The sequence below is a fragment of the Bifidobacterium hapali genome (assembly GCF_002259755.1).
Classification (GTDB): domain Bacteria; phylum Actinomycetota; class Actinomycetes; order Actinomycetales; family Bifidobacteriaceae; genus Bifidobacterium; species Bifidobacterium hapali.
The window spans coordinates 32,412-48,887 of record NZ_MWWY01000015.1; the positions used below are offsets into that span (position 1 = coordinate 32,412).

13 protein-coding genes are annotated in these 16,476 nt (G+C 53.0%); 3 read left to right on the forward strand and 10 right to left on the reverse strand.

The genetic code is table 11. The features are described 5' to 3' along the window. Positions 1-58 precede the first annotated feature (58 nt). Entirely contained in the window at positions 59-2,161 is a 2,103-nt protein-coding gene (gene tkt / locus BHAP_RS03660; protein WP_094729407.1) for a transketolase, read from the forward strand. Between the two features lie 99 nt (positions 2,162-2,260). Then, on the forward strand, positions 2,261-3,364 hold the full coding sequence (gene tal, locus BHAP_RS03665) for a transaldolase (RefSeq protein ID WP_094729408.1): 1,104 nt from the start codon (positions 2,261-2,263) through the stop codon (positions 3,362-3,364). Between the two features lie 173 nt (positions 3,365-3,537). On the opposite strand, the gene rlmN is transcribed toward tal, so the two are convergent. The 10 genes from rlmN to BHAP_RS03715 all read right to left on the reverse strand — a co-directional run bounded on the left by rlmN (position 3,538) and on the right by BHAP_RS03715 (position 15,009). Further along, on the reverse strand, positions 3,538-4,743 hold the full coding sequence (rlmN, locus tag BHAP_RS03670) for a dual-specificity RNA methyltransferase RlmN (protein ID WP_094729409.1): 1,206 nt from the start codon (positions 4,741-4,743) through the stop codon (positions 3,538-3,540). Positions 4,744-4,839: 96 nt separating this feature from the next. Beyond that, a complete protein-coding gene (locus BHAP_RS03675) occupies positions 4,840-5,829 on the reverse strand; it encodes a phosphatidate cytidylyltransferase (RefSeq protein ID WP_420807706.1) in 990 nt (329 codons plus the stop codon). Positions 5,830-5,982: 153 nt separating this feature from the next. Further along, positions 5,983-6,537 carry a ribosome recycling factor gene (gene frr, locus BHAP_RS03680; RefSeq protein WP_094729411.1) on the reverse strand — a complete coding sequence of 185 codons (555 nt, stop codon included), beginning with the start codon at positions 6,535-6,537 and terminating at the stop codon, positions 5,983-5,985. A gap of 76 nt (positions 6,538-6,613) precedes the next feature. After that, positions 6,614-7,354 carry a UMP kinase gene (gene pyrH / locus BHAP_RS03685; protein ID WP_094729412.1) on the reverse strand — a complete coding sequence of 247 codons (741 nt, stop codon included), beginning with the start codon at positions 7,352-7,354 and terminating at the stop codon, positions 6,614-6,616. A 150-nt stretch (positions 7,355-7,504) separates the two neighbouring features. Further along, a complete protein-coding gene (locus BHAP_RS03690) occupies positions 7,505-8,185 on the reverse strand; it encodes a hypothetical protein (RefSeq protein WP_211279679.1) in 681 nt (226 codons plus the stop codon). A gap of 197 nt (positions 8,186-8,382) precedes the next feature. Beyond that, positions 8,383-9,243 carry a translation elongation factor Ts gene (gene tsf, locus BHAP_RS03695; protein ID WP_094729413.1) on the reverse strand — a complete coding sequence of 287 codons (861 nt, stop codon included), beginning with the start codon at positions 9,241-9,243 and terminating at the stop codon, positions 8,383-8,385. 75 nt (positions 9,244-9,318) lie between these two features. Beyond that, the gene (gene rpsB, locus BHAP_RS03700) at positions 9,319-10,155 is read right to left on the reverse strand and encodes a 30S ribosomal protein S2 (RefSeq protein WP_094729414.1); all 837 of its coding nucleotides are present in this window, start codon (positions 10,153-10,155) and stop codon (positions 9,319-9,321) included. 370 nt (positions 10,156-10,525) lie between these two features. Continuing rightward, positions 10,526-11,011, reverse strand: a complete 486-nt coding sequence (gene def, locus BHAP_RS03705; protein WP_094729415.1) for a peptide deformylase — start codon at positions 11,009-11,011, stop codon at positions 10,526-10,528. 3 nt (positions 11,012-11,014) lie between these two features. Further along, positions 11,015-13,093 (reverse strand): AMP-dependent synthetase/ligase, encoded by a 2,079-nt coding sequence (locus BHAP_RS03710; RefSeq protein WP_094729416.1) that lies wholly within the window; start codon positions 13,091-13,093, stop codon positions 11,015-11,017. A gap of 794 nt (positions 13,094-13,887) precedes the next feature. Beyond that, a complete protein-coding gene (locus tag BHAP_RS03715; RefSeq protein WP_094729417.1) occupies positions 13,888-15,009 on the reverse strand; it encodes a GuaB3 family IMP dehydrogenase-related protein in 1,122 nt (373 codons plus the stop codon). A 162-nt stretch (positions 15,010-15,171) separates the two neighbouring features. On the opposite strand from BHAP_RS03715, the gene BHAP_RS03720 reads away from it, so the two are divergent. Continuing rightward, the gene (locus BHAP_RS03720) at positions 15,172-16,398 is read left to right on the forward strand and encodes an NADP-dependent isocitrate dehydrogenase (protein WP_094729418.1); all 1,227 of its coding nucleotides are present in this window, start codon (positions 15,172-15,174) and stop codon (positions 16,396-16,398) included. Positions 16,399-16,476 lie beyond the last annotated feature (78 nt).

Below are 16,476 nucleotides of genomic sequence, written 5' to 3' on the forward strand. Positions count from 1 at the left end.
ATGGCTCGACACAAGCCGAACGCGTGGTGCCCGAAGTATTGGAAGGAAAATTACAGACATGACCGAATTCAAGGAAACCGAACTGGACAAGCGCGCCATCACTATGGCCAAGGTCCTTTCGGCTGACGCGGTTGAGAAGGCGGGCTCTGGCCACCCCGGCTCCCCCATCTCCCTGGCGCCTGTCGCCTACACGCTGTACCAGCATTTCATCAAGCACGATCCGAACGACCCCAACTGGGAAGGCCGCGATCGTTTCATCCTTTCTGGTGGCCACGCCTCCCTCACCCAGTACGTTCAGCTGTACTTCTCCGGCTACGGCGTCACTCTTGACGATCTTAAGCACTTCCGTGGCGGCGCAGACACTCGTACCCCGGGTCACCCGGAGTATGGTCTGACCCCGGGCATCGAAATGACCACTGGCCCGCTGGGTCAGGGCTTTGCCTCTGCAATCGGCTTCGCTTATGGTGAGCGTTTCCAGCGCGGTCTGCTCGACCCGGACACCCCGAAGGAAGAATCCCCGTTCTACCACAAGATCTGGGCGATCTGCGGCGAAGGCGATATCGAAGAGGGTATCTCTGGCGAAGCTGCTTCTCTGGCTGCTAACCAGAAGCTCGGCAACCTGACCGTGATCTTCGACGCTAACCGCATCCAGATCGAAGGCGACACCAACTTGGTGCTGGCTGAGGATGTGCTCAAGCGCTTCCAGGCTTACGGCTGGTACACCGACGAGTTCAGCTTCATTCAGCCTGATGGCTCCTACAAGGAGGATATCGAAGGCTTGGCTGAGGTCATCGCCAAGGCCGAGGCTGCCGCTCCGGACCAGCCGAAGCTCATCAAGGTTCACTCCCTGATCGCATGGCCGACCCCGGGCAAGACCAACGATCCGTCTTCGCACGGTTCCAAGCTGGGTGCAGAAGCCGTTGCCGGCCTCAAGAAGCTGGTCGGTTACGATCCTGAAGAGTCCTTCCACGTTGATGAAGAGGCTCTTGCTCACGCTCGCAAGGTTGCTGAGCGCGGTCTCGAAGCTCACAAGGCTTGGGATGAGAAGTACGAAGCATGGCGTAAGGCCAACCCGGACAAGGCTGCCCTGTACGACCGTCTGAAGGAAGGCAAGCTGCCTGAGGGCTTCGACAAGGCCATCGACGATCTCGAAGCTACCTTCGAGGTTGGCAAGGGTGTTGCTACCCGTGGCGCTTCTGGCTCTGTCCTCAACGCTATCGCTGCTGTTATGCCGGAACTGTGGGGCGGCTCCGCCGACCTCGGTGGTTCCAACAAGACCGATCTCAAGGGCGCTGCGACCTTCGCTCCGGCTGAGTGCGCAACCGTCCAGTGGCCGAACTGCAACGAGTTCGGTCGTCAGCTGCACTTCGGCGTGCGTGAGTTCACGATGGGCTGCATCACCAACGGCATCCTGCTGGGCTCCCACACTCGTCCGTTCGGCGGCACCTTCTTCATGTTCTCCGACTACGAGCGCTCCGCTGTGCGTCTGGCTGCTCTTATGGAGATCCCGAACCTGTACATCTGGTCCCACGACTCCGTCGCTGTTGGCGAAGATGGCCCAACCCACCAGCCGATTGAGCACCTCGCTTCCTTCCGTGCGATCCCGCAGCTCGAGGTTATTCGCCCGGCCGATGCCTTCGAAACCGCTGAAGCATACCGTTACTTCTTCGAGAAGAAGAACACCCTGCCGGGCGCTATGGTCCTGACTCGTCAGGGCGTGCCGACGCTGGCTGAAACTGCTGCCAAGGCTAAGGAAGGCGTCAAGAAGGGTGCTTACGTGCTCGTTGACACCGAAGGCACTCCGGACGTCATCATCATGGCTTCTGGTTCTGAAGTTCAGTGGGCTGTGGCTGCTGCCAAGACCCTCGCAGATAAGGGTGTCAAGGCTCGCGTGGTTTCCTTCCCGTCGATGGAATGGTTTGAGGAGCAGGACGCCGAATACAAGGAGGCCGTGCTTCCGGCTTCCGTCAAGGCTCGTGTCTCCGTCGAAGCTGGCGTGGCAATGCCTTGGTACAAGTACCTCGGCTCCTACGGCAAGCCGGTGTCCATCGAGCAGTTCGGTCTGCAGGGCAACGGTGCGCAGAACATGATCGACCTCGGCATCACTGCCGAACACGTGGTTGAAGCTGCTGAGGCATCCATCGCCGAAGCCAACGCCTGATTTATCAGTGCACGTGGGGAGGAGCATTATCCCGACAAAGGATTGCTCCTCCCCCAAGCTCAAAATTTTGATCCAATAAGGTATCAAGGAGAAAATAATATGACTGAAGCAACTCAGCGTACGTCCGATAACGGCGTGTCCATCTGGCTGGACGATCTGTCCCGCTCCCGCATCGAGTCCGGCTCCCTGCAGGACCTCATCGCCAATAAGAACGTTGTCGGTGTGACCACCAACCCGTCCATCTTCCAGAAGGCTCTGAGCCAGGTCGGCCCGTACGATGCACAGCTCAAGGAGCTCGGCAAGGTTGACGTCGAGACCGCTGTGCGCGAGCTCACCACCACCGATGTGCGTAACGCCACCGATATCTTCCGTGAGATCGCTGAGAAGACCGACTTCGTTGACGGTCGCGTCTCCATCGAGGTGGACCCGCGTCTGGCTCACGAGACTGAAGCCACTGAGAAGCAGGCTGTTGAGTTGTGGGAGAAGGTCAACCGTCCGAACGCGATGATCAAGATCCCGGCAACCCTCGAAGGTCTGCCGGCCATCACCGCTACGCTGGCCAAGGGCATCTCCGTCAACGTCACCCTGATCTTCTCGCTCGAGCGCTACGAGCAGGTCATCGACGCTTACATCGAGGGCATCGCTCAGGCTGCTGCTAACGGCCACGACCTCAAGCACATCGGCTCTGTCGCTTCCTTCTTCGTCTCCCGTGTGGATACCGCAGTTGACAAGCTGCTGGAAGCTAACGGCTCCGACGAAGCCAAGGCTCTCGAAGGCAAGGCTGCTGTTGCTAACGCTCGCCTCGCTTACGAGCTGTTCGAGAAGAAGTTCGCTGAGGATCCGCGTTGGGCTGAGCTTGCTGCTAAGGGTGCTAAGGTTCAGCGTCCGCTGTGGGCTTCCACCGGCACCAAGAACCCGGCTTACTCCGATTGCAAGTACGTTGACGAGCTCGTGGCTCCGCACATCGTCAACACCATGCCGGAGAAGACCCTGAACGCTCTGGCCGATCACGGCAACGGCGCTCCGTCCATCGAAGGCACCTACGAAGAGTCCCACGCCATCATCAACAAGCTGGCTGAGCTGGGCATCAACCTCAAGGATGTCACCGACAAGCTGGAGGCCGACGGTGTCGCTGCCTTCATCAAGTCTTGGGATTCCGTCCTCGCTGACGTGCAGTCTGGCATTGACCGCGTGAACGCCTGAGACAATGGAGTATTAAGCAATGTGAATACTCCATTGCTTAATACGAAATATAAATAACGGGTTCTGGTTCTTATGATCAGAACCCGTTATTTATATTCGTAATACATCTGTGATCAATAGTTGTGATCAACAGTTAGACAGACGCACGAAACGTGCGATGCTGCTCCCTGAACTCATTGCGCTGCCTGCTGACCAGCGAATGACTCTCGAGTTTTAGCTGCAAGCTGTCCGCAAGCGCCGTCAATATCCTGTCCACGTGTATCGCGCAATGTGGCGGTAATACCTGCGGCGTGGAGAATGTCAAGGAATTGTTGCTCATCCTCCGGTTTAGAAGCAGTCCAACGTGAGCCTTCAATCGGATTGAGCGGAATCGGGTTCACATGCACCCAATCATCACCGTAATGGTTGAGTCGTTTAGCCAGTAAACGCGCGTGCTCGGCTTGATCATTAATACCGCGCATGAGCGCATATTCGATACTCACTCGACGTTTGGTGGCGAGATAATAATCATGTGCTGCATCGAGTACTTGCGTCGTATTAAATCGACGATTCATCGGCACAAGCTCATCGCGCAACTCATCGCTGGGTGCATGAAGGGAAACAGCGAGACGAACGGGAATGCCTTCAGCTGTAAGTTTTTTAATACCCGGAACAACACCGACAGTAGACACCGTAATATTACGGGCGGAGATACCGAAGCCTTCGGGAGGCATCGCACTGATCTGTCGAACCGCTGACAAAACCGAGTTGTAATTACCCATCGGCTCGCCCATGCCCATAAACACAATATTGCTCAGTCGGCCTTCACCACCAGCAACTTCACCGTCGCGCATCATGCGAGCAGCAATACGCACTTGCTCAAGAATCTCACCGGCTGACATGTTGCGCGTAAGACCAAGCTGACCAGTAGCGCAAAATGGGCATCCCATACCGCAACCAACCTGGCTGGAAATACATAGTGTCGTACGTGTCGGATAACGCATCAACACTGATTCAATATGTGAACCGTCAAACAGACGCCACAGTGTTTTAATGGTGGTGCCGTTGTCAGCAACTTGTCGAGTCACTTCATGAATGAGTTCAGGGAAAAACGTTTCAGCAGCTTCAGAACGCCTCGCGGCAGGAAAATCAGTGAATTCGCTAGCATTCACATCGAAATGACCATAATAATGGTTTGCGAGCTGCTTGACACGGAATTTCGGCAAACCGAGGGCGGTGGCATGTTCAATTCGCTGCTCAGGTGTCATATCAACGAAATGCAGTGGCGGTTTACCACGACGTGCATGATCTTTAGACAACACATCGCGAAATGCGCCGGTAGTGCCGCCCGGCGTAATACCGGTTTCCGGTGCGTCATGATGCTCATTCGTGACAGTCATTGTTACGTTACCTCTCCCCTCATCCGCCATGACTTGCTTCTCCGCAGTCTTATCTCGCGCTCGATTCATACTCAACTCATATGATCGAGCATCCGATCACAGACCAGTTATCCACAGTAATATGCATGTAAACGGAGCGGACATCAGAATAGAATCGATGCGATCCATCACACCGCCATGACCTTTCAGCAAATGGCCCATATCCTTAATACCGATATCACGCTTAAGCATAGATGCGCACAAATCACCGAAGGTACCAACAATACCGATCATGATGCCATCAATTACAGGCACCCACCAACGCGTCGCCCACAGTGACGCATCATACGTGAAAGCAAACACAGCAAACGCGCCAGCCATAGCAAACAACATAGAGCCGATCAGGCCCTCAACAGACTTCTTTGGAGAAATTCGAGGGGACAACTTATGCCTGCCGAACCATGCGCCAGCAAACAAACCACCAGTATCACTTAACGCAGGCAAAAATACCAGCATAATGGCGTGGGCAATCGGATGACCGTTAAACGTAAGCGGGATAACAAGACATGAACCCAATACTGGAATATACAGCAGTGTGAACAGAGAAACAGCCACATGGCTGAGTCGACTATGATGCTGCTCACCACCCTCATGGTTGAACGATGATTCAAGACGCGCACCAGCATCAGTATGAGCCAGCTTGGCAGCGACAGCAGTCGACAGTCGCGTACTTATACTGAGTTTGGCACTCGCAGCCAGCGATACGAGTACGGCAGATACTATTGCGCACATAGCCATCGCAACAATGTGATACGGCGAATAGTAAGCCGACACTAGCGTCACTGTCGAACAAATCCACAGCATCGCCACAGGAATATGCAGGCCAGCAGTTGCGAAGTCAACACGAAGCTCCCACAATGCGAGCACCATAAATACAACAATCAACGCGACGAACAAGTTGATGTTGATCAGCAGACACGCCACAATGATTGCAATAAGTAGTACCGCAGTGCCAATCGCCTGAGGCATGTTATGACCAGTTTTCTTGTTGATCGCATCAATCGCTTCTTCAGCTTCCCGCTCACGTTGCGCATGTGTCTGCATCATGTCCTCCTACCGACGGCATGGCCACAAGGCCAGCAAGAACGCGATGTTTATGGCCATCGCACCTAAGTTTACACTCAACAAGACCGGGCGTACGCCTATGCGGCCCAGCCCGGTCTTTGTCAATCACAGATCACACAGACGTATGAAAGTCACTCAGACTTCCATGATCTCCTTCTGCTTGGTCTCAAGCAGTGCATCAAGCTCGTCAGTAACCTGCTTGGTCACTTTATCGAGATCTTTAAGCAGACGATCGCCTTCATCCTCGCCCATTTCGCCGTCCTTGACAGACTTGTCAATGGTTTCCTTGGTCTTACGGCGAATATTGCGCACAGCGACCTTGCCTTCTTCAGACTTGGTCTTGGCGAGCTTAACGTATTCTTTGCGACGCTCTTCGGTAAGTTCCGGCATGGTCAGACGAATTACATTGCCATCACGACGCGGAGAAGCACCCAGATCAGAATCACGCAGAGCCTTCTCGATTGCGTTCGCTTGTGAAGGATCGAACGGAGAAACAGACAAGGTACGCGGCTCAGGAACGCCAATAGTTGCTACGGACTTCAACGGCATGGTCATGCCATACGACTCAACAGTGATACCGTTGAGCAGGGCCGGATTCGCACGGCCAGTACGGATTCCAGAGAAGTTTTCCTTCGTGTTTTCGACGGTCTTCTTCATCTGCTCCTTGGCTTGGTCAACAAGATTAGCCATAATAATTACTCCTTTGATAATTGGTTGATGATGATTGTAGATTCTTCGTTGAATGTGGACGATTGGCAGTGCAGTCTCAGTCAGCGAGTGTCGATTCGGCGTCAGAGACGAGCGTACCGATGTTTTCGCCGAGCAATGCACGAGTCACATTGCCAATACCTTCAAGGCCGAACACGCGGATGCACTGCGAATTGTCGCGAGCCATCGACAATGCCGAAGCATCCATGACGGCAAGGTTATCAACCAACGCGCGATTATAGTCAAGCGTTGCGAAACGCTTCGCATCAGCATGCTTGCGCGGATCGGCAGTATACACACCGTCCACACCGTTCTTACCCATCAGAACTTCATCGCAATGGATTTCAAGCGAACGCTGAATCGAAACCGTATCCGTGGAGAAGTACGGCATGCCAGCACCTGCGCCGAAGATCACGACACGGCCCTTCTCAAGGTGACGAATAGCCTTGAGAGGAATGTACGGTTCAGCAACCTGACCCATAGTGATAGCTGTCTGCACACGCGTCGCTTGACCTTCTTGTTCAAGGAAGTCCTGCAATGCAAGGCAGTTCATCACGGTGCCGAGCATGCCCATATAATCGCCACGAGAACGATCAATACCAGCCTGCTGTAATTCGGCACCACGGAAGAAATTACCACCACCAGTCACGATAGCAACCTGAACGCCTTGACGCACTGCCGGAACAATCTCTTCTGCAATGCGACGTACCACGTGCGTGTCGATACCGACTTTGCCGCCTCCAAATGCCTCGCCAGATAGCTTGAGTAGCACTCGTCGAGGTTTGTTCTCTCCAGTCATACACAGCCTTTCTGCCTCGGTGTCGCGTTCATGAAACAATCCCGCGAACCGCAAAAATTACCGTTTCTCAGACTATCCGTAAACAACGACAGAGCGGAAATCATTTCGATAAGTTGCGCGCAAATAATTACATAAAGTCAGATATATCAGTCAGTGTACGATTTGCTGTGCGTATGCAACAACGTTACCAGTCACATCATCGAGATACCGTATCGATGTACGCCAGTCACCGGGAACCTCAATGGAATGATTCGCACCAGGATATTCGTGAATCAATCCTCCTAAGCGATGTGCACGTTCACTGTTGTACAACGGATCGGCAGTACCGGCACACATTAACGGCTCGGGAGCGTTACTCGGATGCCAATCATCATCACCCGGAACAGGGATAACAGAATGCGCGGGATCAAAATCAGCAGGTGAAAATACAGGTGTCAATAACGCCATTGGCAAGCCGAGTTGCGCAACATGCGGATAAATAAATGTTGACAACGATTTACCAATGATCAGCGTATGCGGCTGGATACCGTCTGCAGCATCTGCACGCACATCATCAAGCCATTGATCAACCGCATCAGACAGCATGGCAAAAATACGAGAAGCAGCAGTCAGTGATAAATCAGCGTTGACATCAAGCCGATCAACATACCAACCGTCTTCGATTAACGCCATTGCTGCATAATACAGTAGCGGACGATCGCAATTATAACCAGTACCGGGCATGAGCAGTACGCGTTTGTCTGCTGTAGCAACTGACACACGATTTTTACGCCACGGACGCCTCACGCAGGTAGGTGTGACGCCGCCTTGTCCCATTGTTGTTTCAATCATCGTATTGCTTCCCCTCTTGACAAGATATGTCGAATATGCGCTACTACAAAGAAACTGCTCACTACTATAGGCACACACGGACACACATACGCTGAAATATACAACAGCGGGTCGCGTGTACATGACACGCGACCCGCTGTATCACTATGCTCGTAGTTCCTGCTTATTGCAGGAAGAACATGCATACATTAGGCTGCTCACTCGGCAGATTCTTCACCCTTGCCGACTTCGACACGTGCAAAGGACAATGCCTTACCGCCGACTTCGTCGAACAGCTTGCCGACAGTCTTGGACGGGTCCTTAACGAACGGCTGCTCGAGCAGAACAACTTCCTTGAAGAAAGCGTTGAGACGACCTTCGACGATCTTCGGAACGATCTTTTCCGGCTTGCCTTCAGCAAGAGACTTCTCAGTAGCCACGCGACGCTCAGATTCGACTACATCAGCCGGCACATCTTCACGGGTGAGCCACTTGGCGCCCATTGCGGAGATCTGCAGCGCAGCTTCGTGTGCCACAGCAGCGCCAGCCTTATCGGTGGCGATCATAGCAACGATGCTCGGCGGCATCTCAGCGGACTTCTTGTGCGCGTAAATTTCGACGTGCTCGCCGGAGATCTTAGCGAACTGACCGACCTTGACGTGCTCACCGAACAGAGCCGCAGCCTCTTCGACGGCGACCTTGACGGTTTCCTCGCCCTCAGCCTTAGCCTCGAGCAATTCATCAGCACTGTTGGCGTCAGCGGCCACAGCGTAGCCAAGCACGGTATCAGCGAACTCAACAAACTTCGGGGTCTTAGCCACGAAATCAGTCTCAGAGTTCAGCTCGACGGCGTAACCGGTTTCGCCGTTTGCGGTCTCAACAACCTTGGATGCGATGGTACCTTCCTGAGCCTTACGACCTTCACGCTTGCCAGCGGCCTGAATGCCCTTAGCACGAATGATTTCCTTAGCGCGAGCGACGTCGCCGTCAGCCTCAGTCAAGGCCTTCTTAACGTCGAGCATGCCAGCGCCAGTATCTTCGCGCACCTGCTTAATCAAAGCTGCAGTGATTGCTGCCATTGGTTTTGTCTCCTCTAATCGATGTGTTCCCATATATGAATGGGAGATGTTTCCATCTCCCATCATAACGGATACTCACTCCTGCGTTTCGCCTTCAGCTTGTGCAGCGGCCGGAGCAGCCTCAGCCGGTGCTGCCTGTGCAGCGCCACCCTCGGTCAACAGCTCCTTTTCCCACGCAGCCATCGGCTGTGCGTCGTCGCCTTCGGCCTTAGCAGCCTTGCCGGAACGCTCCAGCAGACCCTCGGCAACTGCATCAGCCATGAGGCTGGTGAGCAGTTCAATGCCGCGGATAGCGTCGTCGTTAGCCGGAATCGGGTATTCAACAGCTTCCGGATCAGCGTTGGTGTCGACGAGAGCTACGACCGGGATACCCAGCTTGTGAGCTTCTTCAACGGCCAGCGCTTCCTTGTTGATGTCAACCACGAACATCGCGGAAGGCGTACGGGTCATGTTGCGGATACCGCCCAGCTGCTTGGAGAGCTTGTCCTTTTCGCGCTCGAGCAGCAGCAGTTCCTTCTTGGTCAGACCGGAACCGTGCACGTCGGAGAAATCCATCTCCTCGAGTTCCTTGAGACGGTTCACACGCTTGGAAACGGTCTGGAAGTTAGTCAGCATGCCGCCGAGCCAACGCTCGGAGACATAGGGCATGTTCACGCGAGTTGCTTGAGCAGACACGGCTTCCTGAGCCTGCTTCTTGGTGCCGACGAACAGCACGGTACCATTGTGAGCAACCGTGGTCTTGATGAAATCGTAGGCCTTGTCGATCATTTCGAGCGACTTGAACAGGTTGATGATGTGGATGCCGTTACGCTGGGTGAGGATGAACTGCTTCATCTTCGGGTTCCAGCGGCGAGTCTGATGGCCAAAGTGGAGGCCAGCCTTGAGCATATCGCTCATCGTGATCTGTGCCATAATGCACGTACCTTTCTGTCGGTTATTGCCTGGCCATGCGAACCTGCGTGCAGCATCTTGCCTCACATGAGGCATTCAGCCGACCGACCCAGGCCGTCGCGGACATGGCGCGATATCGCGTGTGCCGGTTGACGATATTGGGTTGACTTAAGAACACCTACGACTGCATTCTTTGCCAGATGGCACACAAATTGCAACGATAGCACCGGATACATACAAAAATGTGTCCATTCCTGCACATTGAGACCAGACACGTTCGTATGAATACGTTTCCTGCTTCATTAATTCATTAACAATGTTTGTGGCTCCCCCTGACGAGGGGAGCCACAAACATTGTTACCAAAGAATACTAGAAAAGATTCATCATGGATCACTTACCATGATTGCGCATATAGCGCATTGCCTCGCGACGTTCTTCTTTCTCTAGTCGATCGAGATACACGTGACCATCGAGATGATCACATTCGTGCTGCAACATACGACCCATAAGACCACTGCCTTCTAGCACAATCTCTTTACCATCGAGGTCAATGCCGCGTACACGAGCATAGTCAGCACGACGTGTCTTATACCACAGCCCGGGCACCGACAAACAGCCTTCATCACCGTACTGTTCGCCGCGCTTGTCTTCCATAACCGGATTGAGAATATAACCGATGCGTCCTTCAATATTGTAGGAGAACGCACGTAGGCTCACACCAATCTGGTTGGCAGATAGTCCTGCACGACCGGGATCGTTAACCGTGTCAAGAAGATCGTCGACTAGTCGACGTACTGCCGGCGTGATGGTTGTGATTTCATCGCAAGGGGTGCGAAGGACAGGGTCAGGAACGACTCGTATTGTTCTGATGGCCACTTACTACTTCTCCTGATTATCGTCGTGGGTTGAAGGTGCATCATGCTCGTCTGAGTTGGAATCTGAGGAAGCCTCATGTTCTTGCGATTCCGGCTCATGTTCTTGAGCAGATTCAGACTGTCGCTTGATACGATCCTGCATCGTATCAAATGCTTGACGAACCATCGGTGTTACATTTTCCGATGCCTGCTTCACACTTTCTGAAGCCTGCTTAACTGTCTCAGTAGTACGGTCGAGAATTTGCACAGTCTTAGGCAGTGGCTTAGCTGTAGTCTTCGGCGTGTAAATCACATTGTCAATGACATCAGCATACCGCTGCAATACCTTGGGACGTACCACTTTCATACTGGCAGTCAACGTACCTTTATCTTGACTAAACGTATCTTCAAGAATCGCAAACTTACGAACGGATTCTGCACGGGACACATTGCTGTTCGCCTGATCAACATACTGCTGGATAAACGCGCGTACTGCGTCACTGTCAGCGACTTCACTCATGGGCATGTCAGGGTCAAGACCTTGAGATTCAAGCCACGAATGAGTCATCTCCGGATCAAGCTCGATAAGAGCAGCAACAAACGGCTTGCCGTCACCGACGACAACCGCATGCGAAACAATCGGACAGGTACCGATAATATCCTCCATCGGTGCGGGGCTGATATTCTTACCGCCCGCAGTGATGATGATATCTTTCTTACGGCCAGTGATGTAGATAAATCCGTCGTCATCAATAGTCGCAAGATCTCCAGTGTGCAACCATCCGTCAGGCTGGAGTACTTCACGAGTCAGCTCAGGCTGACGATAGTAGCCGAGGAATACGCTTTCGCCGCGAATAAGCAGTTCGTCATCATCCGCGAGCTTGACTTCAGCACAGCCAGGATGACCGACCGAACCAACACGGTTAGAATCTTGGAAGTTCACCATGCAAGGAGCCGCGGTTTCGGTCATACCATAGCCCTGAATGAACGTGATGCCGTCAAGTCCGTTAAAGAAATGAGCAAGATCAACATTGAGTGGCGCGCCACCGCAAGCAAGGTACTTGAGGTTTGGTCCGAGTGCTGAACGAATAGACGCACCAACAGTTTTCATAAAGAACGCGTGCTCAACGCGCGCTTTCAGCGAGTGACGTCCAGTTTCCTGTTCATCCTTCGACCACTGCACGAAATGAGTTACAGCCTTAGCAAAAATACGGCCTTGAATACCATTGCCAGCTTTCTGCGAAGCTGCGTTATACACTTTTTCGAATACACGCGGCACGCCCAGCAGATATGTCGGCTTAAACCCGCGCAAATCAGCAAGCAAATGTTTCGCACCAGGAATGTAACCCACTACACCATGCGATCCAATTGCTACATACTGAATATACCGTGCGAAGCAGTGTGCCAGCGGCAAGAACAGCAGCAGCCGACTTGGCTGATACAGCATGTCGTTGAGTACTTCATAACCGTTAAGCACAGTGTGCGTAAAGTTACGATGAGACAGCATTGCGCCCTTGGGCTTGCCCGTGGAACCCGACGTGTACACGATGGTAGCCATGTCGTCTGCCTTGACCCGGTCAATAGCCCGGTTCAATTCTTCGTCCGAAACTGATTCGCCAAAATCAGCAACGGCGTCTAAGCCAGCTGCTTTGAAGTTGAACACATAACGAAGGCTCTCACGACCAGCGCGAATCTGATCGAGCACCTGCGCGTGAGCATAATCACCAGCAAATGCAATAACTGGGTTAACATCTTCAACAATGTTCGTAGCCTGCTTGGCTGAATCAGTCTCATATACCGGTACGCTAACCGCACCGATTGCCGCACAAGCGAAGTCGACCACTCCCCACTCATAGCAAGTAGCCGAATAAATGAGCACCATACTGCCCGCCTTGACGCCAAGGCCCATAAGGCCCTTGGCGACTTGACGAACACGTTCACCCATCTGTCCAGCTGTCACATCATGCCACTGGCGGGTTTCATCATCCTGCCACTGCGCGATCAGATCATCCGGATCGCGCTCAACACGGTGAGCAAGCAGCGAGTAGATAGTGTCTTTCTCGGTTGTGGGCCGAATCGTATCCACGGAATATTCACGCAACATACGAATACTATATAACTTCACTTGCCCGCGACCGAACACGGCTTGCCGCGGGTCTAGTAAACGAATTAATAACGCAGGACACTAGCCCACATCGGCTAATACGCACATCCAACGGCTGCCATTGCATTGGAGCACTATGTTCACCCAGTGATGAACGAATCCAATCGTTAAGTGTGCAGTGGTTTCAAGACGTGTTGGACTGACCAGCATACCGTTTATCGATTGTGGAACCACCGGCAATATTCCCATCGGATGTCCTCGTTCAGGATTTTTGCGGCTTTCTCTCTCAAGAATAATGCACATTGTGTCTAGTCGTTTCAGACATTGACCGGTAGCCGTGCGCTGTAATTTACTCGAAGGCATTCTGCCACGGACCACATCAGTTGCCATGCAGGAAATACGACATGATGACAGTGCCAACGCTTGGCACGTGTGATCGTCAATCTCTCCCTCAAAACATCGTGCAATATGATATGGCACTGGATTTTGAGACATTTCAAGGTACAGGTATCCATCATTGGAAGGAATGCGATTCCATCGCCACGAATGGAATACATACTCGTCGCTCATCGTAGTGACTCTTTCTCTTCGTAAGGGTGTCCCCGGCTTCATCGCCGAGCTAGCCTCCGCCATCGGGGGCATAGTCATCTACAACAGCATATGAAGGGGGCTCCTGTCAAATGGCAGGAGCCCCGATTGTGGATATGTGGATAACTTTTTAGCTCTGTGCTGCCTGTCTGGCACGATCAAAACAGCAAATCAGCAAGTCAGACAGATTCAATGAGCTACATCAATCAGCGCCCGTATGGAGTGACCACCACGTTGCAACGCTGGAAGTTCTTCACATCCACATAACCAGTAGACGCCATAGCACGACGCAACGCTCCAATATAATTTACCTGCCCGTCGGCCTGATGGCTCGGTCCGAACAGAATCTGCTTCAATGCGCCCACAGTACCCACATCCGTGCGATAGCCACGCGGCAACGTCTGATGACGAGCTTCAGCACCCCAATGCTTGCCATGCCCAGGCGCTTCAGTAGCGCGCGCAAGAGGCGCACCCAACATCACTGCATCCGCACCCATTGCGAGCGCCTTGACGAAGCTACCAGAATCGCCCATGCCACCATCAGCGATCACCTGCACATAGCGACCACCGGACTCGTCCATGTAATCGCGACGTGCTTCAGCTACATCAGCGATAGCAGTAGCCATCGGAGCATGCACACCAATCGTCTTGCGAGTAGCAGCAACAGCACCACCGCCAAATCCGACGAGCACACCTGCAGCTCCTGTGCGCATCAGGTGAAGAGCAGCCGTGTAATTCGCTGCGCCGCCGACGATTACCGGCACGTCAAGATCGTAAATGAACTTCTTGAGGTTCAGCGGTTCATGATCTTGGCTGACATGTTCAGCAGATACCACAGTGCCACGAATAACAAACAGATCAACGCCTGCTTCAAGTACGGTCGAATAAAACTGTTGCGTGCGCTGCGGCGACAGTGCTCCAGCTACAGTCACGCCTGCGTCGCGAATCTCATGCAAACGTTCAGTAATCAGTTCGGGTTTGACTGGCTCAGCATAAATCTGCTGGATACGTTCAGTAGCCTGATCTGCTGGCAGATCCGCAATCTCCGCTAGCAGAGGTTCCGGGTCTTCATACCGAGTCCACAGTCCCTCAAGGTCCAGCACGCCGAGCGCACCGAGACGACCCATCGCAATAGCAGTAGCCGGGCTGGTAACCGAATCCATAGGGGCACCGATAACCGGCACATCAAATTCGTAAGCGTCTACTTGCCAGCTGGTAGACACGTCTTCGGGGTCGCGAGTGCGACGTGAAGGGACGATGGCAACGTCGTCGAGTGAGTAGGCCAAACGGCCCTTTTTACCCAATCCGATTTCAATTTCCTGAGACATGGCTTCAAGGCTAATGCCGACTCGTGACAGTATTCGCGACATTGCACGCACGTAACCACAGTGCGGTCCCACGTTGTGGAAGTTGTGCGTTGGACGTTACAAACATGCGTTATGACTTTAGTTCGTATTCGCATTCGCACGAATCCCCGCCAAGGAGGGAATATGGCCAAGATCAAGGTCAAAGGTACCGTCGTCGAGCTTGATGGCGATGAAATGACGCGCGTCATATGGAAAGATATCAAGGACCGTCTGATCCTGCCTTATCTTGATGTGAATCTTGATTACTACGATTTGGGTATTGAAAACCGCGACGCTACTGACGATCAGGTGACTATTGATGCAGCGCACGCTATTCAACGTGAGCATGTCGGTGTCAAGTGTGCGACGATCACGCCGGATGAGGCTCGTGTTCAAGAGTTCGGTTTGAAGAAAATGTGGAAGTCGCCGAACGGTACTATCCGTAACATTCTCGGTGGCACTATTTTCCGCGAGCCAATTGTGATGAGTAACGTGCCTCGTCTGGTGCCGGGTTGGACGAAGCCGATTGTTGTCGCTCGTCATGCGTTTGGCGATCAGTATAAGGCAACTGATTTCAAGGTGCCGGGAGCGGGTCGTTTGACGGTTACGTTCACTCCAGCTGATGGTTCCGCACCGATTGAGCATGTCGTCTACAATTATGGTGAAGACGGTGGCGTAGCTCAGGTGCAGTACAACGTGAACGATTCAATTCGTGGCTTTGCTCGCGCTTGCTTTAACTATGGTCTGATGCGCCATTATCCGGTGTACTTGTCCACGAAGAATACGATTCTCAAAGCGTACGATGGTCAGTTTAAGGATATTTTTGCGCAAGTATTTGAGACCGAATACAAGGATCGTTTTGAAGCCGCAGGACTGACGTATGAGCATCGACTAATTGATGATATGGTTGCTAGCTCACTGAAATGGCATGGTGGCTATATTTGGGCGTGCAAGAACTATGACGGTGACGTGCAGTCTGATTCGGTCGCCCAAGGATTTGGTTCGCTCGGTTTGATGACTTCGGTGCTGATGACCCCTGACGGTCAAACTGTTGAAGCAGAGGCTGCACATGGTACGGTTACACGTCACTATCGCCGCTGGCAAAAGGGTGAGAAGACATCTACTAACCCGATTGCGTCGATCTTTGCGTGGACTGGTGGTCTGAAGCATCGTGCTGATCTTGATGAAACGCCTGAGGTGCGGCATTTCGCTGAGACACTGGAAAAGGTGATCGTTGACACGGTTGAGGGTGGCCAGATGACGAAAGATCTTGCCATGTTGATTGGTCCTGATCAGCCGTGGCTCGACACGGAAGGATTCATGAACGCGCTGGATGACAACCTTGCCAAAGCGTTGCATTCAGAGAACTGAATCACGACGAGCCGCTCATGGCTCGTCCTGCAATTATGGACACGCGATGCGCGCAACTTACTGGCTCGCCTGTCGGCT

Coding starts and splice junctions, on each gene's coding strand:
- tkt (WP_094729407.1), top strand. CDS start 59: ATGACCGAATTCAAGGAAACCGAACTGGACAAGCGCGCCATCACTATG.
- tsf (WP_094729413.1), bottom strand. CDS start 9,243: ATGGCAGCAATCACTGCAGCTTTGATTAAGCAGGTGCGCGAAGATACT.
- BHAP_RS03675 (WP_420807706.1), bottom strand. CDS start 5,829: ATGATGCAGACACATGCGCAACGTGAGCGGGAAGCTGAAGAAGCGATT.
- BHAP_RS03720 (WP_094729418.1), top strand. CDS start 15,172: ATGGCCAAGATCAAGGTCAAAGGTACCGTCGTCGAGCTTGATGGCGAT.
- rpsB (WP_094729414.1), bottom strand. CDS start 10,155: ATGGCACAGATCACGATGAGCGATATGCTCAAGGCTGGCCTCCACTTT.
- BHAP_RS03710 (WP_094729416.1), bottom strand. CDS start 13,093: ATGTTGCGTGAATATTCCGTGGATACGATTCGGCCCACAACCGAGAAA.
- frr (WP_094729411.1), bottom strand. CDS start 6,537: ATGGCTAATCTTGTTGACCAAGCCAAGGAGCAGATGAAGAAGACCGTC.
- pyrH (WP_094729412.1), bottom strand. CDS start 7,354: ATGACTGGAGAGAACAAACCTCGACGAGTGCTACTCAAGCTATCTGGC.
- tal (WP_094729408.1), top strand. CDS start 2,261: ATGACTGAAGCAACTCAGCGTACGTCCGATAACGGCGTGTCCATCTGG.
- rlmN (WP_094729409.1), bottom strand. CDS start 4,743: ATGACTGTCACGAATGAGCATCATGACGCACCGGAAACCGGTATTACG.
- BHAP_RS03690 (WP_211279679.1), bottom strand. CDS start 8,185: ATGATTGAAACAACAATGGGACAAGGCGGCGTCACACCTACCTGCGTG.
- BHAP_RS03715 (WP_094729417.1), bottom strand. CDS start 15,009: ATGTCTCAGGAAATTGAAATCGGATTGGGTAAAAAGGGCCGTTTGGCC.